A 24,108-nucleotide genomic window follows, 5' to 3' on the forward strand; every position below is an offset into this window, starting at 1 on the left:
TGCGCTTTCCTTTGCGAACTGCTTCGTTGCGACAACTGGTTATTCTGAGCTTTTTGCTGGCGATGATCCCGGTCGGGGTATTGATGTGGCAAAGCCATAAAGCTCTGTCGGGTTTAAGCCGCTTTGCAACCAGTGAGGCCGAAAGTGCCGTGATCAGTGTGCGCCGGGCCGAGAATATGCAAAACCTGGTGGTAGATATTGAGCGGGCTGTGCGTCAGTATGCCGTGGTAAAAACGGAGGCGCTGGCCAGGGTAGCGCAAAGCCACATCAGCAATCAGCAAGCCAGCCTTAGCCAGTTATGCCACGATTTACCCGAGCTGGTTGACTGCTTGCAGCAGCAGGCTGATTTACAGCAACTCGCTGCACAGTACAGCCAGCTGAGTGGCACGCCACTGGAACAGTTATTACAGCAAATAAGGCTGCGCCAGCAGCGGATCAGCCAGCAAATCTGGGATTTACTGGAACAGCGATTACAAAACCAGCAGCAACTGGTACAGGACGCGCAGCAGCGCCAGGCCTGGCAAACCGTGGCGTTGGTATTTCTGACCTTATTGCTGGTGCTGTGGGCATCGGGCAGGGTGGCAGCACCGGTACAAAAACTGGATAAAATGATCAGGGCGATAGGCCAACAGCAACATTTTCCGGACGGTAAACTGGAAGGTCCGCGGGAGCTGTCAGAATTGGGTGAACAACTGCGCTGGTTAAGTTCGCGTCTGCAGCAATTAGAAGCACTGCGGCTGATTTTACTGCGCCATGCCTCACATGAGTTGAAAACCCCGTTATCCAGCATTCGCGAAGGCTGTGCCTTATTAACTGAACAACTGCTGGGGCCACTGAACCCGCAACAACTGGAAGTGGTAATGCTGCTCAATGGCAGTGCTGACCGCTTAAGCCAGCTTACTGAGCAGCTGCTGGATTACAACCGGCTATTACAACAAGCCAAACCAGAGCTCAGTCGTCAGGTACCGCAGCAGTTGCTACAAGCCTGTTTTGCCGACCATGCGCTGTCGCTGCAGCAACGCCAGCAGCAAATTAAGCTGGACTGTCAGCTTACCAATATTTATACCGACGAAACCTTGTTCCGGCGTATTCTCGATAACCTGATCAACAATGCCCAGGCGTACGGCGCTGAAAGTAGCCCGGTGTGGGTAAAATTGTATAAAAAGGACGATATGCTGGTGCTGGAAGTGGCAAACAATGGTGCGCCGATACCTACGGCGCTGCGCGAAAAATTATTTGAACCCTTTCAGCGCGGTACCACCCCAAGGTTTGATGCGGTGCAGGGATCGGGCCTGGGGCTATCTATTGTCGCAGACTGTGCCCGGCTACTGGGTGGCCACGCTGATATTGTTGATGTGGTATACGCTGATGTGTGTATCAGAGTACGTTTACCGCTGCTAGAGGAAAAATAACATGAGAATTACGCTGATATTGCTGCTGGTAACGCTGTCCGGCTGCCAGCTGTTAAACCAGCCGCCGCCTGAACAGGAGCCGACGGCAGAGCCGGAGTCTACAGAGCCACAAACCCTGCCGCAAGACAGCGTGGCCAGCACTGAAGTAGCGTTAAGCCTCAGTGATGATCCGGCTACTTTACAAGCCTGGGTCAATTACCGGGCCAGTTTATTAAACAACCGCGCGCTGTGGCGTGAATCACTGAGTGACCTGTCTGACCCCGATCCGGTGCAAATGCTGCAGCGGATTATTCTGCAGTTACACCCTGACACCCCTTATTTAACCCGACTGCGGGTACAAATGCAGCTGGCCGAACAAATTGCCGCATTGCCGCCGGGGCTGGCTGCGCTTATCAGCTGGGATTTAACTTTTAACCAGAAATTACTCGAGACGGAGTCGGCGGTCAGCGCCCTGACCCGGCTGAATGCCCAGCAGCATGACAATATTGAGCGGCTACAAAAAACCAATAAAGATCTGCAGAAAAAAATTGATGCATTAACTCAGATAGAAGCCCAACTTAACCAAAGTATCAATGAGGGTAACAATGGCCGACCCTAAACCGCGTTTACTGTTAGTCGATGACGACCCAAGCTTATTGCGGCTGTTAACGTTGCGGCTGGAGGGTGAGGGGTATCAGGTGGTCAGTGCCGATTGTGCCGAAACCGCGCTGACGATTTTAAATAAACAGAGCTTTGATGTGGTGTTAAGTGATTTGCGGATGCCAGGCCTGGATGGTATGAGCTTGTTTGATGAAATTGCTAAACGCTATCAGGGCCTGCCGGTGGTGCTGATGACGGCCCATGGCTCTATTCCGGAAGCGGTGGCCGCTACCCAGCGCGGCGTGTTTGGCTTTTTAACCAAGCCACTGAATAACGCTGAACTGCGGGATATTTTAAAGCAGGCGGTGCATCAGTCAGTACCTGAACAGGCAGACTGGCGTGAAGAGATCGTCAGTCGCAGCCCGCTGATGGCGGCACTACTGGAACAGGCTTACCGGGTAGCCCAGCGCGATGTCAGTGTGTTAATTACCGGGGCAAGCGGCACCGGTAAAGAACTGCTGGCCAACGCTATTCATAAAGCCAGCCCCCGTGCCAAACAGCATTTTGTGGCAATAAACTGTGGTGCCCTGCCAGAGCACTTGCTGGAATCGGAATTATTCGGCCACAGCAAGGGTGCGTTCACCGGTGCAGTGTCGGAGCATGGCGGCTTATTTCGCGAAGCTGATGGCGGTACCCTGTTTCTGGATGAAATTGGCGATATGCCGGTTGCGTTGCAGGTTAAGCTGTTACGCGCGTTGCAAGAGCGGCAAATCCGGCCGGTGGGCAGCAGCAAAAGTGTGCCGATTAATGTCAGGGTGTTATCGGCCACGCATCGTGATTTACAACAGGCGATGACCGAGGGCAGTTTTCGCGAAGATTTATACTATCGCTTAAATGTGGTTAACCTGCAATTGCCAAGTCTGGAGCAACGGCCAGAGGATATACCCTTGCTGGCCCGCCATGTGCTGGCGTTAAGTGCCGAGCGGCACAATGTTAAAGTCACCCGCTTCGCCGATGATGCTATGCAAACCCTGGCGACTGCTAAATGGCCGGGAAATGTGCGCCAGCTGGTCAATGTTATCGAACAATGTGTGGCGTTAACGCACAGTCCGGTTATTGGTCAGAGTCTGGTAGAGCAGGCACTATCACAAAACAGTAGTTACTGGCCGACCCTGACCGATGCCCGCGACCAGTTCGAGCGCCAGTATTTGGTGCGGGTTCTGAAAATGACTGAAGGCAATGTTACCCGGGCGGCGGAGTTGGCAGGACGCAACCGCACCGATTTTTATAAATTACTGAAAAAACATGAATTAAGTGCCGCCCAGGTTGCTGCTGAGGATGAATCGCTGGAGTAAGGCCGGTAGCTGTTTTACACTTGCCGTTGTTAATGAAGGAGATTGCAATGAACGCAATAACGCCACCCGATGGCCACCTGGCTGAGGCTGCTGAAACCCCCGAGCTGATTAAAGCAAAAATTGTCAGTGAAACCGCCCGGATTAACTGGCAGCAACTACAAAAATTTTATGCTGCAGGGTCGGTAATAACCGTCGGCTCCGGCCACGATCTGGTAGACGTCGCGTATGCCTTCAGTGCCGATGACAAAGCCAAGGTGGCAGATTGGCTGGCTGCAGGTGTTGTGCAGCGCACTACTGAGCAGCAGGCGCAGCAGTGGTTTGATAATAATACTGAGTTATGGGCTGTGGTTATTTCGCCCTGGGTACTGGTACAGGATAAGCCAGTGCAGGTAAATTAAAAGGATATCGCGATGGCAAATTATAAAACGGTAGCCAGTTCAGAAATCACCTTATCGCAGCTGATGCTGCCATCGCACTCAAATTTCAGTGGTAAAATTCACGGTGGCTATCTGCTGTCGTTAATGGATCAGATAGCCTTTGCCAGTGCCTCTAAATTCAGTGGCAGCTATTGCGTCACGGCGTCGGTCGACCGGGTTGACTTTCTGAACCCGATAGAAGTAGGGGAGTTGGTAACCCTGAAAGCTTCGGTCAATTATGTCGGCAATACCTCTATGATGGTAGGGATCCGGGTCGATGCCCAGAATATTCAGACCGGTCTGATCAAGCACTGTAACTCATCATACTTTACCATGATTGCCAAAGACGAAAGCGGTGCTACTTTGCAGGTGCCACGCCTGCAATTAACCAGCCGCGAACAGGTAATGCGCTACTTAAAGGCTGCTGAGCGGATCAGTGCTCGCAAACAGCGGATTGCCACTGAGCCGTTTGCCGGTGATTTAGCGAAAGCGCTGGCCTTTATGGCCAGCGACCATGCTGATGTTGATGTTGCCGCTATTAAAGGTTAACTAATGATCACGCGGTCATGCCGTCATCAGGTTGTTGCCTGGCACTGACATAGCAAACCCGGGTCTGGGCAACATGGTCATGTAAACACCGTTTTTGCTTGCCAAAGATCATCAGCGGATTCAGCAGTCCAGCAATGAAAGCACCAATTCCTGGGATCCAGTTTATCGCCACCATCGGTAAATAGCGCATCAGCATTATGTGTTTAAGGCTGGCTTGCTGACCATTTAAATGTTCTATCCGCATACCAAACTCAGCTTTACCTATTGTCTGGCCGTACTGGTGTAATAAATAGCCGTGCATTAGCAAATAGGCGACCACGCCGTAGATTGCCGAACCAATAATAAGCCCCATACTCGGTTCAGCAAATGCAGCCAGTCCGACATACCAGAACAATGGTATGCTCACCAGAATTTGCAATACCCCATCAATAATGGCGCCCCAGAAACGATGGCTGCGCTTGGCCAGATTTGCCGGAAGCACCAGCTCAGGCGTCGGTTTGACGGGTTGCTGGGTAACCTCTTGCTGGTGTGCTTGCTGCTCAGCGGCTCGTCTGGCCTCACGCTCGCTAATATGTTGCTGGATCAGCGCGGCGCGCTCAGGATACTGTTCCTGGTCAATACTATTTGCGGCAGAATATAAGTCGTCCAGACTGTATTTGTCATAATCAGGGGTGACATCCACTACTACTACTCCGTTTATTGTGTTCCTGATTACGCACTTTAATCAGCCGTTTTTGTAAAGGCAAGATAAATTAGTCGTTAATTCGCTACCTGCTGGCGGGCAGGCTGCACCAGAACAAGACTACCGATTCAGTTGCGCTGCCAGCCACTGATGCAGCCCCTGCGCCAGTTGCGGCGTCAGGTTGCCCTGCACCCCTCTGGCATTTTCCGGGATATGCGCCAACGGATGTTCTGGCTTAAATAAATAGTGCTGTAGCATGTGTTGCCAGGCTTGCCGTTCGCCAGAGGACATGTGGTTAAAGGCCTGGATGGCGTGTAACAACATTGGCAGTGGCAGAGCACTGGCGACATAGGCATTGCTCCACCAGTAGTTCACCAGCACATTAAAATCACTGAGTGAGGTGACGCTGTGCCACCAGGGGCTGGGAATATAAATGGCATCACCTGCGTCTAACTCTACCGATAAACCCGCCTGATACGCATTGGCGTAAAGTGGATGTGCCTGTAAGTCAGGTTGTTGTAGATTCACCATACTGATAGGCTGGCCGGCCGGGGTTAAATCCAGCGGACCTACATATAAGTTGGCTACCTGCTCCGGCGGAAACAGGGTAAAGCGCCGCTTACCTGCCGCTACCACTGCGATATTGCTGGCTTCATCGAAGTGTGCCGGCACAGTAACCCTGGTGCCGAGCCAGATAAACGGCTTGGGTGACGGGGTTAGCAGCGGGTTGCTCAGCTCAGTTAATAACGAACTGAAATTGTCTGCCACTGGCACGCATTGCACACAGTAACGATTGCTCTGCTCACTATTGTTGGCAAGCATCGTATCTATTGCCGCGTTAAGTGGCTGTTGACTGGCGCTGAAATTCATACCGCTAATGTCGTGATTATAAAACAATCTGCCATCGGTTTCAGGGGCGAGACTTACCAGCTTTTGTGACTGATTATTACTGCGTGCTTTTAAATACGCTGCTGCTGCGGTTAATGAATGTCTGGCCGTTTGCACCAGTGGCCATTGTGTGGCAAAACCGCGTAACACCACTGGCCGGTAGTGGTCCGTTACTTTTTCGGCAAAGTTTGCTGCGGTGACGCCACTGACTTCAGCCGGCGCCGGTAAATTTTCCAGCGCGTAACCGGTTTGCATGTTGTGCTCGGTATTAGCCATGTCTCCCTCGTGGTCAGTAACCAGCTGCCTGACCGTCTTTACGTGACTCGGAAGCGCCAATATAGCTGTCGTTTTCATGATCTTTCATAATGGCCTGATAACCGCCATAACCACCCAGCCCATAGCGCACCTGATGGCCTTTCAGCATCAGGTCACGTACCGTGCTGTAAGGCACGCCACGCTCTACTTCAATATAACCGCCATTGCTCAGGTAAGTATCCTGGCCGTCAGTGGGTTCCGTATTACCAAGGTGTTGCCAGCGGGCGGCATCGCCGGCTTCCTGCAGGTTCATGCCGTAGTCGACCATATTCACCAGAATTTGCACATGCCCCTGTGGTTGCATGGCACCGCCCATTACACCGTAGCTGACTAACGGCTTACCGTCTTTAGTGATAAAAGCCGGAATAATCGTATTAAAAGGCCGTTTGCCCGGTTGATAAACATTGGCGTGGTTTTTATCCATGGAAAACAACTGGCCACGATCCTGAAATACAAAGCCCAGGCCAGGCACCACCACGCCGGAGCCCATACCGCGGTAATTGCTCTGAATTAAGGACACCATGTTGCCGTCTTTATCGGCCGTGGTCAGATAAATGGTATCACCTTCATACAGGTGCGGATTGCCGGCATCAACCCGCTGTGCAGCGCGTTCGCCAATTAGTTTGGCCCGCTCGCGCCCGTATTCTTCCGAAATTAAACCCTGCAACGGCGTTTTATGAAAGTCCTGATCGGCATAAAATTTGGCGCGGTCTTCAAATGCCAGTTTTTTTGCCTCAACCAGAGTATGAATACTTTGCGGTGTATTAAAACCCATGGCTTTTAAATCAAAGTTCTTCAGAATTTGCAGCATTTGCAGTGCCGCAACGCCCTGGCCATTGGGCGGCAGCTCCCACAGGGTGTAGCCTTTATAATCAACCCCAACCGGCTCTACCCAGCTGGAACGATGGTTAGCAAAGTCGGCAAAACGCAGGTAGCCGCCGTTTTCGCGCATAAAACGGTCAATCTGTACCGCAATATCGCCGTTATAAAAGGCATCGCGGCCCTCTGTGGCAAGCGCTTTGTAGGTGTTAGCCAGCGCCGGGTTTTTAAAAATCTGGCCTTTGGCTGGCGCCTTACCATCGATGGTAAAGGTGCCTTTAAAATCGCCGGGTTGCGGGCTTAAAATTGGCACGCTGCGCTGCCAGTAATAGGCAATAAGCTCGGTAACCGGGAAGCCCTGCTCAGCATAATTAATGGCCGGTTGTAGAATATCAGCCATATCCAGCTTGCCGAATTTGCTGTGCAATTCAAACCAACCATCGACAGCGCCAGGCACGCTGATCGGCAGCATGCCATGCGGCGGTAAATCTGGGCGTCCCAGCTTTTCCAGTTCGTGCGCCAGCATTTCGTAACTTAAACTGAGGGGCGAGCGGCCTGAACCATTTAAACCATGTAGTTTGCCGGTTTTGGCATCCCAGACAATGGCATATAAATCACCGCCGATACCATTGCCGGTAGGCTCCATTAAACCCAGTGCCGCATTGGCTGCGATGGCTGCATCAATGGCATTGCCGCCCTTTTTCATGGTATCGAGCGCAATCTGGGTTGCCAGCGGGTGGCTGGTCGCGGCCATGGCATTCTGGGCTATCACTTCTGAGCGGCTGGCAAAGTCATGGCCGGTAACCCGGTCATAGGCTGTGACAGCGTAACTTGCCAGCAGGGCTGCACTGGCAAGCAGGCTAACAGAGGAACATATTTTCATGGTGATTTACCTTAGTTAATATTAATGGCACGCTAGCGGCTGCAGACAATAATTGCCAGCGCCTTTCGACCAACGGTTGCTGATTAACGGTCGGCCGGGCTGACTAAATGCTCTGACAACGCGGTTTTTTGTTGTGCAGTTAACGGCACAGCCTGTTGTTGCTGATAATTAAACTGTACCATTACTGTCGTGCCAGAGGCGCATTTAACCCCGTTTTGCCAGGCTTCCTGATACACATCAAACGAACTGCCACCGAGGCGGCTGATAAAGGTCCGAATTTCTACTGGCTCACCATACTGAGTTTGGGCATGATAGTCGATAGTGACCCGGGCGATGATCAAAGGCCATTGTTGCAGATTAAGTTCTGGGGTAAAAATGCGGAAAACCGCAGTTCGTGCCCCCTCAAACCACACTGCAAAAACGGTGTTATTAATATGTCCCAGGGCGTCGGTTTCGGAAAAACGGGGCTGAATAACTTCGCTAAACATAACCAGGAATACTCATGACAGATTTTATAGAGGTGTACGATAATGCGTTAAGCCCGGACTTTTGCCAACAGCTAATCAGGCTTTTTGATAACAGCCCGCATCGGGTACCTGGCCGCACCGGCGCCGGCGTCGACACCAGCAAAAAAATCAGTACCGATTTATATTTAAATCAGCACCCGGAATACCAGGCAGCGATGCAGCAGATTATCGATGCCACCAGCAAGTTTGCTGCTGAGTACTTTGCCAAATATCACTTTGCGCTGATCGCGCCCGTTGGTTTAACGGTTAGCCACCCGGACACTGGCCAGCCACTGGCGATTACCCATGAAAATTATGCTGAATTCGGTGCGCCAAAAGCGGGTGATTTTATGCGCACCCTGTACCGGTTAGGGCCAATTCAGGCACAAAAATATCAGGCGGGTAAAGGTAATTACAATTACTGGCATTGTGAGGTGTACCCGCAGTTACCACACAATGAGCCACTGCACCGCACTTTGTTATTTATGTTTTATTTAAATGACGTGGCAGAGGGCGGTCAGACCGAATTTTTCTACCAGAATAAAGCCATCAGCCCGAAAGCCGGCAGGATGGTCATAGCGCCGGCCTACTTTACCCACACCCACCGCGGCTGCACGCCGGTATCAAATGATAAATATATTCTGACCAGCTGGATTTTATTTAACCGCGCCGAGCAACTGTATGGCCAGCCGCAAAGCTGAATAAAAAAAGCCCCTGATGACAGGGGCTTTTTTGTAGCAACATCTAATTAGAAACTGTAGCTGACGCCCAGTTCAAACGAGCGTTCCGGGCCGACGTAGATACCCTGGCGCAGTCCGGTAATATACCGCTTGTCGGTCAGGTTTTTTACAGCACCAAATAGCCGCACGTTTTGTGCCAGGTTATACTGCGCGGTTAAATCCAGCACCGTGTAAGATGGCATCAGGCCGCCCCAGATACCACCGGCGGCATTGGTTGGAATAGCCTCCAGGTTGGTCGGGTCACCATATTGCTCACCACGATGGTGGGCAGTCAGCGCCGCACTTAACTGCTCTACCTGGTAATTCAATGCCAGATTGGCGATGATTTTCGGCGCGTAAGGTAGCCGATTGCCCTGGTTGTCACCGCTTTTAAACTCGGAGGTCGGCACCCAGGTGGCGTTGCTGTCGATACTGAAACCGGCGCCCAGCTCGTAACCTAGTAAGAACTCCATACCGCGGTGTTCAGTTTTACCACCATTAGATTGTGACAGGTTCGGGTCGCTGTTACCGGTAACCACCTGATTGCTGAAATCCATCATAAAAGCGGCAACTTCATAGCTTACTGCGCCTTGTTTGCCGCGTAATCCCAGCTCAACATTGGTCGAGCGTTCGCCGTCTAACTGTTGGTCGGTCAGGCCATCCAGCGCCACGCCGTTTGAGGCGGGGGAGAATGCACGGTATACACCACCATATACCTGAGCAGAGTCGTTCAGGTTATAGGTAGCGCCAATACCCGGTAACACTTCGGTATTGCTGGTTTTGGCAGTAGCATTGTCGCTGGTGAGCACCAACCGGGTTTGCTCGTAAGATTCAACCCGCAAACCTGGGGTTACGGCAAACTGGTCACTCAGTTCAATCCGGCTCTGCGCGTACGCAGCCACACTGTCTGCGTAATCTATCCGGTGGCGATCGTTGGTACCGGTGCGATCAGCGCTGCGTACAGCCCGGATCCGAGTGTCATTCGCTTCTTCCTGCATCAGGCGCAGGCCAAATTCACTGTTAGCTGCCATGCCTGCCAGGTTGTGGTCCAGCGTTAGGCGGGTTTCTATGCCTACCCGGTCAAATGAACGGTTGTTGCCGGTTAAATCATCAGTATAGACCCAGCGGCCTGCCTCGTTTGACGCGGCGGTATCGACATTGTAGCGCCAGTAATCGCGGCTCATCTCGCTCCAGTACAACAGGGTTTTCAGGGTTGCCTGGCTGGAAAGCGTCCACTCGTGGTTAATATCAAAAGCAGTACGGTCCGTCAGGAAATAGTCATCCGGTGCCGGGTTATAATCGGCGCCCGCCTGATAGTCAGCCAACAATAAACCGCGGTATGAAATATTTGCATCGTTTTCATAGCGCGACACTTTAATACCCAGTTTCTGATCATTGCTGAAAATAACCCCGGCCTTGGCCATTACGTCGGTCATTTCGTAATCTTTGTCCATAAAGCCATCGCTGGTGGCATGGGTCGCAACAATACCGGCAAAGGCGTCGCCTGACGCTGTTTTGCCACCGGCTTCTACGTTGACTTCCTGCATATTAAACGAACCGGCACGGCCAGTAACGGTGACGCCATCGTCCGGTGTTTTGGTCTGGTAGTTGACCACGCCACCGATGGTCGATGGGCCATAACGCAATGAGGCCGAGCCTTTTAACACTTCTACCTGCTCAACCCGCTGGATCCGCGGGTTGAAGTAACGATCATTACCGACAAATAAACCGGGTGCAACCGGTACACCATCTTCCAGCATCAGTGATTTCGATTCGCTGGCTGACAAACCACGCATGCCGAAGTTAGAAACAATTGACGTTTCTTCTTCACTTTTAATATTAATACCCGGTATACGACGCAGAATATCTTCGGTAGACAGGGGCTGAATTTGTTCAATTTGCTCACGGTCAATAACAACAACAGTACCGGTCTGGTCCAGTAATACCGGACTAGCTGTGCCAACTACCCGGATAACTTCTAACGCAGGCATTATTTTTTTGCGTTCAACGTTGCTTTCTGCATTAGCAATCTGCTGCTGCGCTGCAGCACCTAATGAGACAGTGGCCAGCGCCACCGCCAGTGACAGGCGCGACACTTTAGTCTGGAAAACAGTTCGCATAGTAACTCCCTTAGACAATAGACAAATTATAACGGCCGCAATTAGAACACAGCTAAAAATACGAATCAATCTCATTCGGCTTGCGTTTTTGTAAGTGGGGCAAACAGGACCTCTCCTTAAATAATAATAGTTATCATTTGTGTTGACATGTTGTTGAGAATAATTATCATTAACGGCCTTTCTTACATTTAGCAATGGTTTTACTATTGTCACAAGGAGTTAAAATGTTATTTCGTCCCTCGGTCCTGGTCTCTGCAATAACGGCCGCGTTTGTGTTACCCCCTGCCGGAGCAACGGCGGCTGCACCGGATTACAATATGGAAGTTATCGTGGTCACGGCGTCCGGTTTCGAACAAAAACTGGTAGATGCGCCGGCCAGTATTTCCGTGATTACCCAGGAAGAGCTGACAAAACGGCCTTATACCACTTTGCTGGACGCGGTGCGGGATCTGGAAGGGGTCGATATCGGCGAAACCCGGGATAAAACCGGTCAGGGCAGCATTAGTATGCGTGGCATGGGCTCCGACTATACGCTTATTCTGGTTGATGGTAAGCGCCAGAACAACCATGGCGATATTTACCCGAACAACTTTGGCGGCAACCAATTTGGCCATATTCCACCGTTGGATGCGGTAGACCGGATTGAAGTTATCCGCGGCCCGGCGTCCACCCTGTATGGCGCAGATGCGTTGGGAGGGGTTATTAATATTATCACCAAAAAAGTCACTGCGAACTGGATGGGATCGGTCAGTCATAGCCGTACCGTACAGACGGACGATAGTTTTGGTGACGACGTAACAACCGACTTTAACGTCATGGGTCCGCTGATCCCGGGCGTGTTGGGTATGGCGCTGCGGGGTAGTTTTTATAACCGGATGGCATCAACGCCGCAATATGCCCCAATCGAGTACCCGAATGGTGAAGTGCGTAACCGCTCACTCGGTTTTGGTAGTGGTGGTAAAACGGTTGACAATGAAAATGAGGTATTCGGTGGCCGCTTAAGCTGGACCCCGGCCAGCAATCAGAGTATCTGGTTTGATATAGAAACCTCAACCCAACAATACGACAACACACCGGTTATTAATGATGACGGTAATAAGCAGTACCCGGTCGGCACCGTAGATAATATTGACAGTGTCTGGGCTGTGGCTAATTACTGTCAGGGAGGCGTGGGCCGGAATGAGCAGGCCTGTATTGATGATGGCGGCCAGTGGGCCCGGCGTGCCAACCCCCGTATTGGCTACAGCCCAACCCAGGAATTCAGCCGCGATACCTGGTCTTTAACCCATGAAGGGAAATGGGACTTTGGCAACAGCTTTGTCTCGTTATCTTATGTTGACACTCAGAATCATGGCCGTACCCTACCGTTTACCACCAGTGAGCGGGAACTGTTGCTGGCGATGTACGATGGCACCGGTGTTTATGCTGATATCAGTGAAGCTGATCGCAAAGACTTAGCCGAAGCGACATTTTTGCCGCGGGCAAAACGGGTAATGGCGAGCAACCAGTATACGCTGGATGCCAAGCTGGATATACCGTTTGAGCTGGCCGGCCATCATATTGCAGTAGTGGGTGCTCAGCTGATCCGCGGTGAACTGGAAGATGGTGTCTTTGGCATGGAAAGCGGTAATCCGGGGGCAGTGCAGCAGCACAACATGTGGTCGGTATTTGCTGAAGATAGCTGGGATGCTACGCCATCATTTTCTGTCACCGCCGGGTTGCGGCATGACGACCATCAGGTTTTTGGTAACCAGCTTAGCCCGCGGCTCTATAGCGTGTACACGGTAAACGCCAGCTGGACGATTAAAGGCGGGGTCAGTACCGGTTACAAAACACCTAAAACGACTCAGCTTTATAACGGTGTTATTGGCTTTGGCGGCCAGGGTACTTCACCCTTTTTTGGTAATCCCGATTTAACTGCTGAAACCAGTGTCTCCACCGAACTTGCTGCTTACTGGCAGCATGAGAACGGCCACAGTTTTAACGCCACACTGTTTAAAAACGATTTCGACGACAAAATTGCCTCGCAACCTTGCGGCACCGGCACCAATATTGAATGTGCCGCCACCGGTGAATATGCCGAACTGGGTTATGCCACCAGCAGCAAAACCGTCAACATAGATAAGGTGACTATTCAGGGCGCGGAGCTGGCCGGTCGCTGGCAGGCGACTGACAGCCTGGTGCTGCGGGCAAACTATACCTACACTGATAGTGAACAAAAAAGTGGCGTTAACAAAGGCCGGCCCCTGGGCAGTAGTGCCAAACATATGGCTAACCTGACCCTGGCCTGGGACGCTACCGAGGCCCTCAGTGTGTTTCTGACCTCGGAGTACCGTACCCGGCGCTACCGGTCATGGGATGTCACTCGTGATCAGGCATTATATTATAAAGCCTACAATGTGTTTCATTTGGGCGCGTCATATCAGGCCAGCGAATCGGTAACCTTTAATGCCCGGATCAATAACCTGTTTGACCGGGATTTCACCACCTATGATATTGCGTTTACGGCCTGCAGTGAAACGGCCAGTAGCTGTGTGTTGGATGCCAACGGTGAGAATGGTTACGCTGCCAGCTTTGTTGATGATTACAACAATAAAGACAAGGCCCGTAACCTCTGGCTGGGTGTAAACGTGCGGTTCTGATTTGCCCGCTCAGTCAGCGATGCCGTACATTGTGCGGCATCGCTACTGCGGCACCCGCTTAATCATTTTCAGATGCGGAATATCGTCTTCCAGATAAGGCTCACTGGCGCTTTCAAAGCCCGATTCCTGATAAAACTGCTGCAGATAGCACTGGGCGGAGATATGAATGTCCATATCCGGCCAGAATTGTTCAGCAACATTTAAGGTTTTGTCCATCAGAACCCGGCCCAGCCCCAGCCGGCGCGCTGTTTGCGATACACACACCCTGCCAATACCCGGAAAGCCGGGGAAGCTGACATCCGGGGCTAATACCCTGGAATAGGCGATAACTTTATCGCCCTTTTTTAAAATAATATGCCGTGTTTGTGGGTGCAGGTCCTTATCGTCCAACTCCGGATAAGGGCAATTTTGTTCTACAACGAACACGTCTACCCGTAACTGCAGCATGGAGTAAAGCGTTAAAGTGTCCAGTTCGGCAAAAGTCTGTACTTGCCATTGCATAAAGTAATTTCCCTGATTTACTGCGCTAACGCACTCTTTCTGAACTATATCAGAGGCAGCCCTTGCTGCGCCAGTGGCCAGCATGCTGCTAAATACGCTGGCAGCAGGCAGGTATCACAAAAATGCTATTTTATTGTAACGGTTTTGCCATGTACGGCCGGTTTAATAGTGCGGCCTAATCATCCGCTTCAGACCGGAGTAAAAATAATGTCAGACAAAACAAACAATACCAGCTATACCCAGGTCAGTATCGATAACTCGGGCATCGACCCGCAAACCAACTTTTCGGTAAACCCGACCTTTGCCGCTATAGTACAAAGCCGGATGGCCCGCCGCCGCTTTTTAAAAGGCAGTGTTGGCGCAGCGGTTGCTGCCATTATTGGCAGCTCGCTGACCGCCTGCAGTAGCAGTGACAGCGAGCCGGATCCGGCGCCGGTCGTGCCGCCGGTAGCTGAAGCGCCGTTACTGGGCTTTGCTGCAGTGGCGGCAGGCCGGGCAGATACTGTAGTTGTACCTGAAGGTTACAGCGCCAGTGTACTGCTGCCCTGGGGCACGCCGCTAACCGCAGATTATCCGGCTTATTTAACTGATGCCAGTAATAGTGGTAGCGAGCAGGAACAGCAAGTGGGCATGCACCATGACGGTATGCACTTTTTCCCGATTGACACCCGTAACAGCGGCAGTAGTTCGACGGAAGGCTTGCTGGTATTTAACCATGAGTATATCGACCATAAGTTAATTCATCCTAACGGTATTGATACCGTGCCGCGTATTGCCGATCAAGTGCGCAAAGAGATTGCTGCGCATGGCGTATCGGTGGCCCATATTCAGCAGCAAACAGACGGTAGCTGGCAGTTGGTAAACAACAGCCCGTTTAACCGCCGAATCACCGGTGCGACACCAATGGAACTGGCCGGCCCGGTGCGCGGCAGCAGTAAAGTCGTTACGAAATACAGCCCGGATGGCAGCCGGACCCGCGGTACCCTGAACAACTGTGGCAATGGCTTTACGCCCTGGGGCACCTACTTAACCTGCGAAGAAAACTGGGCAGGCTACTTTGTTAACACCGATGCAGAACCACCACGTGAGCACCGGCGCTATGGCGTGTCGGCCAGCAACGGCCGTTATTTATGGGAAACCGCGACACCAGCGGCTGAACAATATCAGCGCTTTAATGCCAGCAGCAGCGGTGAGGCGGCCAGCGATGATTACCGCAACGAGCCCAATACCTTTGGCTGGATAGTTGAAATTGACCCCTTTAACCCGGATAGCGTGCCACAAAAGCGCACGGCACTGGGGCGTTTCGGCCATGAAGGCATTATTTTTGGAAAGTTAGAAGAGGGTAAGCCGCTGGTGCTGTATTCCGGCGACGATGCCCGTTTTGAGTACATTTATAAATTTGTCTCTGCAGCGCCTTATTTTCAGAACACCGCTGGTGGCCATTTGCTGAACGAAGGCACTTTGTACGTGGCCCGTTTTAATGACGATGGCAGTGGCGACTGGTTACCGCTGGATATTAACAACAGCGATTTTATGGCAAAAGCCACTGCCGCTGGTGTTGAGTTTGCCGATCAGGCTGACATATTGCTAAATACCCGGCTGGCGGCTGATGTAGCCGGGGCAACCAAGATGGACCGGCCGGAGTGGGGTGCGGTACATCCTGACACCGGTGAGGTGTATTTTACCCTAACTAACAATACTGCCCGTACCGAGCAGCAAACCGATGCCGCTAACCCGCGCGCGGCCAATGCTACTGGCCATATTATTCGCTGGCACGAACGTGACACCCAGGAGGCACAGGCGTTTGACTGGGATATCTTCCTGCTGGCCGGTGATGTGGGTACCGAAACGCCGGACACTGAGCTTACCTTAACGGCAGACAATCATCTGGCCAGTCCGGATGGCTTATGGTTTGATAAAAACGGTTTACTCTGGATCCAAACCGACATGAGTGGCAGTCAGCAAGGCGAAGGTCCTTTTGGCAACAACCAAATGCTGGTCGCCGACCCGGTCACCCGGCAGATGAAGCGCTTTTTAGTCGGGCCCCATGATTGCGAAGTGACCGGGATCAGTGCCACGCCGGATATGAAAACCCTGTTTGTCAATATTCAGCACCCCGGCGATCGTTCCACGCCTACCGACTTTACCAGTCATTGGCCAGATGGCGGCAGTAACCGGCCCCGTTCGGCAACAGTGGTAATTACCAAAGACGACGGTGGGGTAATTGGCAGTTAACTCAGCCTTAGCAAGCGATGGCCGGCAGTATGTTCTGCCGGCCATACATATTACTTGGAAATAATTACTTGTTTCTGGCTTGTTGGGTCAAAGTGCTTTAACGCCCCTTGACTAATACTCAGAAAGGTACCGTTTTCAAGCGGTAGCACATTATAATATTCATTACTCTGGCCAATTATATGACACGACTTTGTCACAAGATCGTAGCTCGCTAATTGACTGGCCAAAATCAGCAAACGCTGGTTGTCGGCATCGAAACGAATTTTCTGAATGCCAGAAACACTAACGTCCAGGATGTTTTGCGCGTTTTGATTATGGCATTGATCGGTCAAAAGCACGGTTTCCATTGTGCCGAGGTCAAGCTGGTAAATTGCACTTTGGCCCTGACTGGCTAAAAATAACTGATTATTTTCTTTATCCAGTGCAATATCTTTCAGGCCACTGATAACAGCTGCTGGGCCAGCGCTACCGTCAAACTCCAGCAAGCTGCGGTCTCCCGTTGCAACATCAATACGCAAAATTGCATTTTCCAGAACATACTGAGCCATGTATAAAATGCTGGTAGCACTGTCTAAATCACCTCCCTCCAACGTGCCTATATTAGGACCATTGCCGGTGCTGGCATCGCTTATCACGCTCAGGCTGCCATCTTCCAACGACGCAGACCAGATGGCATCATTGAATCCTACCAGCAGGGCATTGTTGCTGGCGTAATAAAACAAGCCACTTGGGTAGCTATTAAGGGGGCGGTCAATCGCACTATGCTGAACCCGGTCTCCAGAGGTTAAATCGACGGCAAATAAGGATTCTGCCGCGTTCTGGCCATCATCCAGTACGTACAACGTAGTAGTGTTATCCGCAAACGTAAGATATTGCGGAGACAGCAAAGGGCGTCCTGCGCCAATACCTGAACTTAACAGACCCGAACGCTCGCCATTAAGGGTGTCAATTTGCATAACCAGCTCAAAGCTGGAGTCTGCCACCAGCAGGGTTTGTTCGTTTAGCAGAAGGGCATCGCTGATCTGAGAGGTAGGAAACTGCGATGCCGGGGTTTCGGCTGATAGCATAGATGCCTCCATCAGGCTAAGATCTACCTTGACCATGCCATTTAAACCGGCCACATACAATTGACTTGCAGTTTGCCCCCCAGCTAAAGCCATGGGTATATTATTCAGCTGAAGCAAAGATGTGCGTTGACCGTCGGTGGTATTAATTTCGATTAGCTGCTCGTCCTGTGATGTAGCAAACAAGCGTTCGCCATGCAACAGCATTTCAAACATCGGTAAGAACGGCTGATCTTGCAACGTGCTTTGCGAGAGTAGCGTAATACTATTATCAACCAGATTGAGTTGATATAACCTGTCCGTGGCAGAAGTCGTATCAGCTTCAATCAGCCGTAATAATATATACACCCGTTGGTTGGTCAGATCCAGCTGAGTAAGCACGCTGGTAACCTGAGTATCCTCAGCCAGTTCTGGTTCATATGTTTGGACAGTGCTGACTTCACCGTTGCTAAGTGCCAATGAAGAAAGAGACAATGTGTTACCGGAGAAACTGCTGTAAAGCAGCCGGCCCGAAGTTGGGTCAAGGCTGAACTGAGTCGCTTCATCAACAACTGCCAACACGTCATAACTTAAATCCGTCAAATCAATAGCAACCAGGTCCCGGTTGTCCATCATACCAATCAGCCTGTTGTTGCCCTCATCAAAATCAAAATAGCGGGGCGCTTGTAGGGTATTAGTTTGCGCTGCTGCAGCGCCGTCATCCTGGTTACCTGATAGATCCGCCACTGACACTATCAAATCGGTATTGGTATATGGATCTACCTCAACATTTGCCGTCCATTCATATTGCTCGCTGTCGTCATCATCAAGTTGACCATTTCCACTAAGCACCAACGCTTGTGATGCCGCTACAGCTACCGGTTGAATAATCGCGGCAACGCCATTGACACTAAGGGTGCTGATACCATTGGTGCTGCTTGCCGTACCGCGAACTGCAATGGTGCCCGCTGAAGTTTTAGATTGTGCCCAGGGAAAAACAATTGCGGCTTGTGGAGGAACATCTGTGCCGGTTGAGGGTGGATTGCGGGTAGTACTAACAAAACTGGCACTAACCCCACCCACAGTCAGCGTTGTGGTACGACTGGTCGCAAATTGCGATGCAGCCTGGTGACGCACCCTGATTTGTGCTGCATTATTTACGGTAGCTGCGGTTGTCGTGAAGGCTGCGTTATCAATAGAATATTCGCCGTTTTGAATGCTTATGCCAGCTGCCGCATTGATCCCGGAGATACTTATGCTATTGGAGGTGACGACAGCCTCCGGCGCAATATCAGTTTGTGCAGTGAAATTAAAAGTGTTTGGTGTAGTGTCAGCAACCGTAGGTGGTGTTGAGCCGGAATCAGAACCTCCGCCGCCGCAGCCAGCTAACAGTAAAACTGATAACATCAGCAAGCACAGCTTAAAGCTCAATAAAAATTGATTCATTTTACTTCCCTGAATTAGTAAATATTATTGTTCTGTGGCTGAATTTATTCCTGGCTTCCTAAAAAAGCAACAAATATTACTTCTCTGTAAAAAAATACAGAATTGATATGAGCTCACTGGGGCTGGGGTTAAATGTTCAGGGTAAGCGCTATGAATCTGCTTAACGTTTCTTTGGGATCCAGGCCCAGGTCATCCGGGCATGCACCGGCTCAATTCCCGCGCTGTCGGTAATGGTAACTGCTACGGTTACTTCACCTTTATCGTCGTTATGCATCGCTGCTATCTGGTCATCGGTCAGGGTTGCCACGGCCGTTAAATCACCGCTTGAGCGTTTAATGTAGTCAACTTGCATTTGTTTTAGCAGCGGTAATTTGTGGTCGGGCAGGTGAATACCAACTAAAAAGCCGGTGGCCGATTCGGCCAGTAAACCTGTCGCGGCGGCATGCACCGAGCCAATATGGTTCTGGGCTTTTCTGCGGTTTTTTAATCGCAATACCGAGCGGGCGCCTTTTAGCTCAAGTACTTCCACCCCGGCGGTGCCGGCAAATTTAATGACCCGGCCGAAAACCGTGCTTAAGGCGAAAGCCTGCAGTGCTTTTGGCAGCTGATAACACTTAGTGACGATGCGTTGCAGCTTATTTGGTTTGGTTGCTATCGGCGATGGGTTCATGGTGGTCTGACCTGATGATTGTTTTGGCTACTATGCCTTTGCTGCAGGGCAATTGCAAGGCAACGGTATTAGCACCATAGCTCACTAACCGGGGTGGCGGCGCTGAACCTGTGACAAATTTGTGCCTGCAGTAATTCAGCACTGGCCAGGGCATCGGTTACCGCATGATGTGGCCGGTACGGTGGCAGCTTATAGCGGCTGCGGCTGGCATCGAGTCGGATCGACACCTGCTGCTTTTTCCGTAATTTATCCCACCAGCTAAGCGGCTTAGCCCGGTGTAGGCGGGCTTCCAGCTCTAAGGTATCAATCACCGGGAATAAGATACTCTCGCCCAGCCGCACGTTGACGCTGGCCGCCAGGAAGTTGCGTTCAATCTGGCGGTAGTGCACCACGGCGACTTTACCGGCTAGCATTGGTAACAGCTCGGGTAGCACGGCAGTTAAATCGGGGGCATGGCTTATTTCTGAGTGAGTGATCCGGTGGACGGTAACGGAGTCGTCACTTAGGGCAAAGCGGGGTTTTAACAGCCATTGCCGGGCCCGGGAGCTGAAAATTCGTTGCAAATTAAAAGGCACCAGGCCAATACTGACAATACCGTTACTCTCGGCACTAAGACCGGTGGTTTCAAAATCGACCGCGACCAGCGGTACCTGGCTGATGGGGGTACTGCCCGCCACCATACCTGTGGCATAAAACTGCTGCAATAACGGGTGCTTAACCACAGCCGCCTGTTGCAGATAATACTGCTGCCAGTCGGTGCTGCTGCTATGCTGCTTGTTGTCTGCCTGCTCAGGCCCCAGATACAGCATGTTTACCTCAGGCTTTAAAATGAAACTTCAGGAATTTCTGGGCATTGCTCAGTACCTGAAATGCTTCTTTTAAATGTTTGCGTTCAAACTCTGACAACTGTTCAGGCAGCACATTATTATCAGGCTCCTCGCCACTGCGAAGCGCTGCGGCCTGCTGGCGGATGCGGGTCATGGCTATTACTTCAAAAGCATCACGTAAATCTTCGGCCCGGCCTTTGGGTAATACGTTGGCTGCGGTGATCTGTTGTAAGCGGCTGAATGAATTGCTTTCGGTGGAACCGATGGCCAGCGCATGCACTCTGATTAAATCGACAAAGGGGGCGGTGCCCCGGCGTTTAATATTTAAAACATTGTTTTGTTTACCGTCCTGCTCCATTACAAAGTCTTTAAAAAAGCCAAGTGGCGGGGTGCGGCTAAGGGCATTGCGGGTCATGCTGGCCAGAAACAAGGGTTTTTTGCGGGCCAGGTTGCTGACCAGTTGTTGAAGTTGTTCGGCCCACTGGGTTTGGCCCCAGACACCATCAAGATCAAAAAAAATCGAACTGTGCAGCAAGCGCTCAGCGGAGGGCTGCGCTATCCAGTTTTGAAAATACTGCTGCCATACCTTTAATGGCTGACGCCACTGCGGGTTAGTTGCCATGACGTTACCGGTGCAATAGGTGTAGCCACAGGCTGCCAGGCCATCAGAAACAAAGGCTGCCAGCTGCTGAAAGTAGCTATCGTGCTGAGCCGGGTCAAAACGATTATCCAGAACTAAGGCATTGTCCTGATCGGTTAGCACTAATTGCTCGTCCCGGGCCATCGAGCCCAATGCTAAAAAGCAGTAAGGTACCGGTGGCGGGCCAAGTTCCGCCTCAGCCAGCTCCAGCAAGCGTTGTTTAAAGCTACGGCCAATCGCGGCCATAGCGCTGCCAATCATTTGTGAATTGGCATCTTCGTTTACCATCCGTACAAAACAGGCATGCACATCGGGCACTAGTGCCTGTAAGTCAGTAACCGTTTGCTGGCGGAAAATCCGGCTGACCACGTACAGACTGTTTTGTGACTCAAAGCGGATAATATCGGAGATGGCAATCACGCCAACCGCTTGTTGCTGGCTGACGACCGGCAAATGGTGCAGGTTATGCCGCAGCATCAGCATCATGGCTTCAAAAATGTATTGCTGTTGCTCAATAGTCACCGGTTTGGCCGACATAATATCAGTGACCGGGGTTTCAGATTTTAACCCCGGTGCCACCAGCCGGGCGCGAATGTCTTTATCGGTAATAATGCCGGCCAGATGTTGTTCCGGATCGAGGATTAGCAGCGATGACACGTTTTGCTCGGTCATCAGTTGCGCCGCCTGCCAGACACTGGCATCGCTGCCGATGGTAACCGGTTCCCGGCTTAGCAGGGTACTTACCGTCGCGCCGAGCAAATCGGCCCGGGCCTGGATACTGGCTTTACTGGTTTTACGCCGTTCACTGTCGCCAACCTGGACATAGTCTGCAAAAAACTCATTGTCATCAAACAACTGCTGAAACACCTGATCGGGAATAAAATAAATCAGGGTATCTTCCAGGGCAGTAGCCGGGAAGCGCACCTTGCCGCCGCGCAGTAAACCTTGCTCACCAAAAAAACCGCCTTCACTGAGGCGGTTGTATAAATCGCCATTGCGCCGATAGGTTTCCACTGCGCCGCTGCGGATCAGGTGCAGGGCGTGAAGCGGTTCATTAAACCGCAGAATTTCACTGCCGGCTTTAAAATAGCCGATATCAATACCGATGGCGACTTGCTGCAGTTGCTCAGCAGGTAGCTCCTGAAACGGCGGGTGCCGTTTCAGGAATTCCAGGATTTCAATCTGCTCAATTTCCACGGCTGCTGAACCTAGCTGCCACGGGGTTCAGACATCAGGCCTTTCACCACCGCCACACAGGATGCCAGCAGCACCAGGGTAAACGGGAAACCGGTTGACACCGCCATCGCCTGCAATGCCACCAGACCGCCACCCAGAATAAGCGCTATGGCAACCAGGCCTTCAAAGGTACACCAGAATACCCGTTGCGGTGTAGGTGCATTGACCTTACCGCCGGCAGCTATGGTGTCAATCACTAAGGAGCCGGAATCTGACGACGTGACAAAGAACACCACCACCAGAATAATCGCAATAAAGGAGGTAATGCCGGCCAGCGGCAGGGCATCCAGCATGCTGAATAACTGCAATGGCAAGGCGGCTTCAACTGCGGCCATATAGCTGTCTTGTACCACCTGGCTAATCGCGGTGCCGCCAAAAACAGTCATCCACAACACGCAGGCCAATGAAGGGATCAGCAAGACGGAAATCAAAAATTCCCTAACGGTGCGGCCACGGGATACCCGGGCGATAAACATGCCGACAAAGGGCGACCAGCTAATCCACCAAGCCCAGTAAAAGGCCGTCCAGCCCTGGGAAAAGTTCGCGTCCTCCCGGCCAATTGGGTTGGCCAGTGCCGGGAGATGCTGTAAATAGGCGGCTAAATTGCTGAAAAAGCCAGTTAAAATCGCTAAAGTCGGGCCGACAATAATCACGAACAATAATAACAATGCTGCCAGGGTCATATTAATTTCTGATAAGCGTTTTACCCCGGCCTCCAGGCCTGCCAGAACAGATAGCAGCGCTATCATGGTTATGCCAATAACCAGCAAGATCTGAGTGGTCACCCCCTCTGGCCAGTTAAACAGGTAGTTCAAACCCGCGCTGGCCTGCGAGGCGCCCAGGCCAAGCGAGGTGGCGAGGCCGAACAAGGTGGCAAACACCGCCAGAATATCAATAATATGTCCCGGCCAGCCCCAGACACGCTCGCCCAGCAGCGGATAAAATACCGAGCGAATAGTCAGCGGTAAACCTTTGTTAAACGAGAATAACGCTAAACCCAGCGCTAAAATGGCGTAAATGGCCCACGGGTGCAGCGCCCAATGGTAAATTGTCGCTGCCATCCCCAGTCTTTCGGCTGCAAGCGCGTCACCGGCAGCACCGGCCAGCGGCGCCCAGTCGGTTCTGACGCCATCCACCACTGTGGTGCCGGCAAACGCGCTGTTAAAATGCGACAAGGGTTCTGACACGCCGTAAAACATCAGGCCAATGCCCATACCGGCAGCAAACAACATCGAAAACCAGCCAATATAGCTGAAGTCCGGGGTGGCTTCAGTGCCGCCAAGGCGTACCTTACCTAGTGGTGAGACAATTAACCCCAGACACAGCAGCACAAAAATATTGGCGGCGCTGATAAAAAACCAGTCGAGGTTGCTGGTAAGCCAGCCGCGCATATCGCTGAAGACCGTTGCCGCCTGGCTATGAAATATTAGCGTTAGCAACACAAAAACAATGATGGACAAGCCGGAGATCAAAAACACCCGGTTGTGAATATCCAGGCCGAAAGGCCCGACTTTCACTACGATGTTGTCCTGACCCACCTGATAATCGGTATTGATTGGATTAACTTTGCCATCCGGGATCATCGGATCCTTTTCAGTTGTCATTAGTATATCCTTGTTGTTATT

Annotated in this window: 19 protein-coding genes; 8 read left to right on the forward strand and 11 right to left on the reverse strand. The window is 51.6% G+C overall.

What is annotated here, in order from left to right; all coding sequences use genetic code 11:
• The first annotated feature begins 11 nt into the window (after positions 1-11).
• The 5 genes from KG631_RS09050 to KG631_RS09070 are packed head-to-tail and all read left to right on the forward strand — an operon-like array spanning position 12 to position 4,311.
• Entirely contained in the window at positions 12-1,412 is a 1,401-nt protein-coding gene (locus KG631_RS09050) for a HAMP domain-containing sensor histidine kinase (protein WP_301003707.1), read from the forward strand.
• A 1-nt stretch (position 1,413) separates the two neighbouring features.
• Entirely contained in the window at positions 1,414-2,010 is a 597-nt protein-coding gene (locus KG631_RS09055; protein WP_213998753.1) for a hypothetical protein, read from the forward strand.
• Positions 1,997-3,346, forward strand: a complete 1,350-nt coding sequence (locus KG631_RS09060) for a sigma 54-interacting transcriptional regulator (protein WP_213998770.1) — start codon at positions 1,997-1,999, stop codon at positions 3,344-3,346. Before KG631_RS09055 ends, KG631_RS09060 begins: the two co-directional genes overlap by 14 nt.
• A gap of 47 nt (positions 3,347-3,393) precedes the next feature.
• Positions 3,394-3,744 carry a DUF2288 domain-containing protein gene (locus tag KG631_RS09065; RefSeq protein ID WP_213998777.1) on the forward strand — a complete coding sequence of 117 codons (351 nt, stop codon included), beginning with the start codon at positions 3,394-3,396 and terminating at the stop codon, positions 3,742-3,744.
• 12 nt (positions 3,745-3,756) lie between these two features.
• Positions 3,757-4,311 (forward strand): acyl-CoA thioesterase, encoded by a 555-nt coding sequence (locus tag KG631_RS09070; protein ID WP_213998784.1) that lies wholly within the window; start codon positions 3,757-3,759, stop codon positions 4,309-4,311.
• Between the two features lie 7 nt (positions 4,312-4,318).
• On the opposite strand, the gene KG631_RS09075 is transcribed toward KG631_RS09070, so the two are convergent.
• From KG631_RS09075 to KG631_RS09090, 4 genes are all read right to left on the reverse strand, one after another.
• Positions 4,319-4,993 (reverse strand): RDD family protein, encoded by a 675-nt coding sequence (locus KG631_RS09075; RefSeq protein WP_213998792.1) that lies wholly within the window; start codon positions 4,991-4,993, stop codon positions 4,319-4,321.
• A 120-nt stretch (positions 4,994-5,113) separates the two neighbouring features.
• Positions 5,114-6,157: a cupin-like domain-containing protein gene (locus tag KG631_RS09080; protein ID WP_213998799.1), complete on the reverse strand. Its 1,044-nt coding sequence runs from the start codon at positions 6,155-6,157 to the stop codon at positions 5,114-5,116.
• Between the two features lie 13 nt (positions 6,158-6,170).
• Positions 6,171-7,898, reverse strand: a complete 1,728-nt coding sequence (gene ggt / locus KG631_RS09085) for a gamma-glutamyltransferase (RefSeq protein WP_213998806.1) — start codon at positions 7,896-7,898, stop codon at positions 6,171-6,173.
• Between the two features lie 83 nt (positions 7,899-7,981).
• Complete coding sequence (locus KG631_RS09090) at positions 7,982-8,386, reverse strand: thioesterase family protein (RefSeq protein WP_213998813.1); 405 nt, start codon at positions 8,384-8,386, stop codon at positions 7,982-7,984.
• A 14-nt stretch (positions 8,387-8,400) separates the two neighbouring features.
• On the opposite strand from KG631_RS09090, the gene KG631_RS09095 reads away from it, so the two are divergent.
• Entirely contained in the window at positions 8,401-9,105 is a 705-nt protein-coding gene (locus tag KG631_RS09095) for a 2OG-Fe(II) oxygenase (RefSeq protein WP_213998816.1), read from the forward strand.
• A 47-nt stretch (positions 9,106-9,152) separates the two neighbouring features.
• Here the strand turns inward: KG631_RS09095 and KG631_RS09100 are convergent, their stop codons facing one another.
• Positions 9,153-11,243, reverse strand: coding sequence for a TonB-dependent siderophore receptor (locus KG631_RS09100; RefSeq protein ID WP_213998824.1), 2,091 nt, complete (start codon positions 11,241-11,243; stop codon positions 9,153-9,155).
• A gap of 224 nt (positions 11,244-11,467) precedes the next feature.
• On the opposite strand from KG631_RS09100, the gene KG631_RS09105 reads away from it, so the two are divergent.
• Positions 11,468-13,885, forward strand: a complete 2,418-nt coding sequence (locus tag KG631_RS09105; protein ID WP_213998833.1) for a TonB-dependent receptor — start codon at positions 11,468-11,470, stop codon at positions 13,883-13,885.
• A gap of 42 nt (positions 13,886-13,927) precedes the next feature.
• On the opposite strand, the gene KG631_RS09110 is transcribed toward KG631_RS09105, so the two are convergent.
• The gene (locus KG631_RS09110; RefSeq protein ID WP_213998835.1) at positions 13,928-14,386 is read right to left on the reverse strand and encodes a GNAT family N-acetyltransferase; all 459 of its coding nucleotides are present in this window, start codon (positions 14,384-14,386) and stop codon (positions 13,928-13,930) included.
• A 207-nt stretch (positions 14,387-14,593) separates the two neighbouring features.
• On the opposite strand from KG631_RS09110, the gene KG631_RS09115 reads away from it, so the two are divergent.
• Entirely contained in the window at positions 14,594-16,621 is a 2,028-nt protein-coding gene (locus KG631_RS09115) for a PhoX family phosphatase (protein ID WP_213998837.1), read from the forward strand.
• A gap of 50 nt (positions 16,622-16,671) precedes the next feature.
• Here KG631_RS09115 and KG631_RS09120 read toward each other — a convergent pair whose 3' ends face one another.
• From KG631_RS09120 to KG631_RS09140, 5 genes are all read right to left on the reverse strand, one after another.
• Positions 16,672-19,110: a hypothetical protein gene (locus KG631_RS09120; RefSeq protein WP_213998839.1), complete on the reverse strand. Its 2,439-nt coding sequence runs from the start codon at positions 19,108-19,110 to the stop codon at positions 16,672-16,674.
• A 160-nt stretch (positions 19,111-19,270) separates the two neighbouring features.
• Entirely contained in the window at positions 19,271-19,780 is a 510-nt protein-coding gene (locus KG631_RS09125) for a DUF4442 domain-containing protein (protein ID WP_213998842.1), read from the reverse strand.
• 68 nt (positions 19,781-19,848) lie between these two features.
• Positions 19,849-20,589: a 3'-5' exonuclease gene (locus tag KG631_RS09130; RefSeq protein ID WP_213998844.1), complete on the reverse strand. Its 741-nt coding sequence runs from the start codon at positions 20,587-20,589 to the stop codon at positions 19,849-19,851.
• A gap of 7 nt (positions 20,590-20,596) precedes the next feature.
• A complete protein-coding gene (locus KG631_RS09135; protein ID WP_213998853.1) occupies positions 20,597-22,444 on the reverse strand; it encodes a DUF294 nucleotidyltransferase-like domain-containing protein in 1,848 nt (615 codons plus the stop codon).
• Positions 22,445-22,455: 11 nt separating this feature from the next.
• On the reverse strand, positions 22,456-24,087 hold the full coding sequence (locus KG631_RS09140; RefSeq protein ID WP_213998860.1) for a BCCT family transporter: 1,632 nt from the start codon (positions 24,085-24,087) through the stop codon (positions 22,456-22,458).
• Positions 24,088-24,108: the final 21 nt, after the last annotated feature.

The organism is Arsukibacterium sp., assembly GCF_018402695.1.
Lineage (GTDB): Bacteria > Pseudomonadota > Gammaproteobacteria > Enterobacterales > Alteromonadaceae > Alishewanella.

What these genes read in the sequence shown, in the direction of transcription:
- KG631_RS09095 (WP_213998816.1), top strand. Translation starts at nt 8,401, where the DNA reads ATGACAGATTTTATAGAGGTGTACGATAATGCGTTAAGCCCGGACTTT.
- KG631_RS09080 (WP_213998799.1), bottom strand. Translation starts at nt 6,157, where the DNA reads ATGGCTAATACCGAGCACAACATGCAAACCGGTTACGCGCTGGAAAAT.
- KG631_RS09060 (WP_213998770.1), top strand. Translation starts at nt 1,997, where the DNA reads ATGGCCGACCCTAAACCGCGTTTACTGTTAGTCGATGACGACCCAAGC.
- KG631_RS09120 (WP_213998839.1), bottom strand. Translation starts at nt 19,110, where the DNA reads ATGAATCAATTTTTATTGAGCTTTAAGCTGTGCTTGCTGATGTTATCA.
- KG631_RS09125 (WP_213998842.1), bottom strand. Translation starts at nt 19,780, where the DNA reads ATGAACCCATCGCCGATAGCAACCAAACCAAATAAGCTGCAACGCATC.
- KG631_RS09070 (WP_213998784.1), top strand. Translation starts at nt 3,757, where the DNA reads ATGGCAAATTATAAAACGGTAGCCAGTTCAGAAATCACCTTATCGCAG.
- ggt (WP_213998806.1), bottom strand. Translation starts at nt 7,898, where the DNA reads ATGAAAATATGTTCCTCTGTTAGCCTGCTTGCCAGTGCAGCCCTGCTG.
- KG631_RS09090 (WP_213998813.1), bottom strand. Translation starts at nt 8,386, where the DNA reads ATGTTTAGCGAAGTTATTCAGCCCCGTTTTTCCGAAACCGACGCCCTG.
- KG631_RS09065 (WP_213998777.1), top strand. Translation starts at nt 3,394, where the DNA reads ATGAACGCAATAACGCCACCCGATGGCCACCTGGCTGAGGCTGCTGAA.
- KG631_RS09130 (WP_213998844.1), bottom strand. Translation starts at nt 20,589, where the DNA reads ATGCTGTATCTGGGGCCTGAGCAGGCAGACAACAAGCAGCATAGCAGC.
- KG631_RS09100 (WP_213998824.1), bottom strand. Translation starts at nt 11,243, where the DNA reads ATGCGAACTGTTTTCCAGACTAAAGTGTCGCGCCTGTCACTGGCGGTG.
- KG631_RS09115 (WP_213998837.1), top strand. Translation starts at nt 14,594, where the DNA reads ATGTCAGACAAAACAAACAATACCAGCTATACCCAGGTCAGTATCGAT.
- KG631_RS09055 (WP_213998753.1), top strand. Translation starts at nt 1,414, where the DNA reads ATGAGAATTACGCTGATATTGCTGCTGGTAACGCTGTCCGGCTGCCAG.
- KG631_RS09140 (WP_213998860.1), bottom strand. Translation starts at nt 24,087, where the DNA reads ATGACAACTGAAAAGGATCCGATGATCCCGGATGGCAAAGTTAATCCA.
- KG631_RS09110 (WP_213998835.1), bottom strand. Translation starts at nt 14,386, where the DNA reads ATGCAATGGCAAGTACAGACTTTTGCCGAACTGGACACTTTAACGCTT.
- KG631_RS09105 (WP_213998833.1), top strand. Translation starts at nt 11,468, where the DNA reads ATGTTATTTCGTCCCTCGGTCCTGGTCTCTGCAATAACGGCCGCGTTT.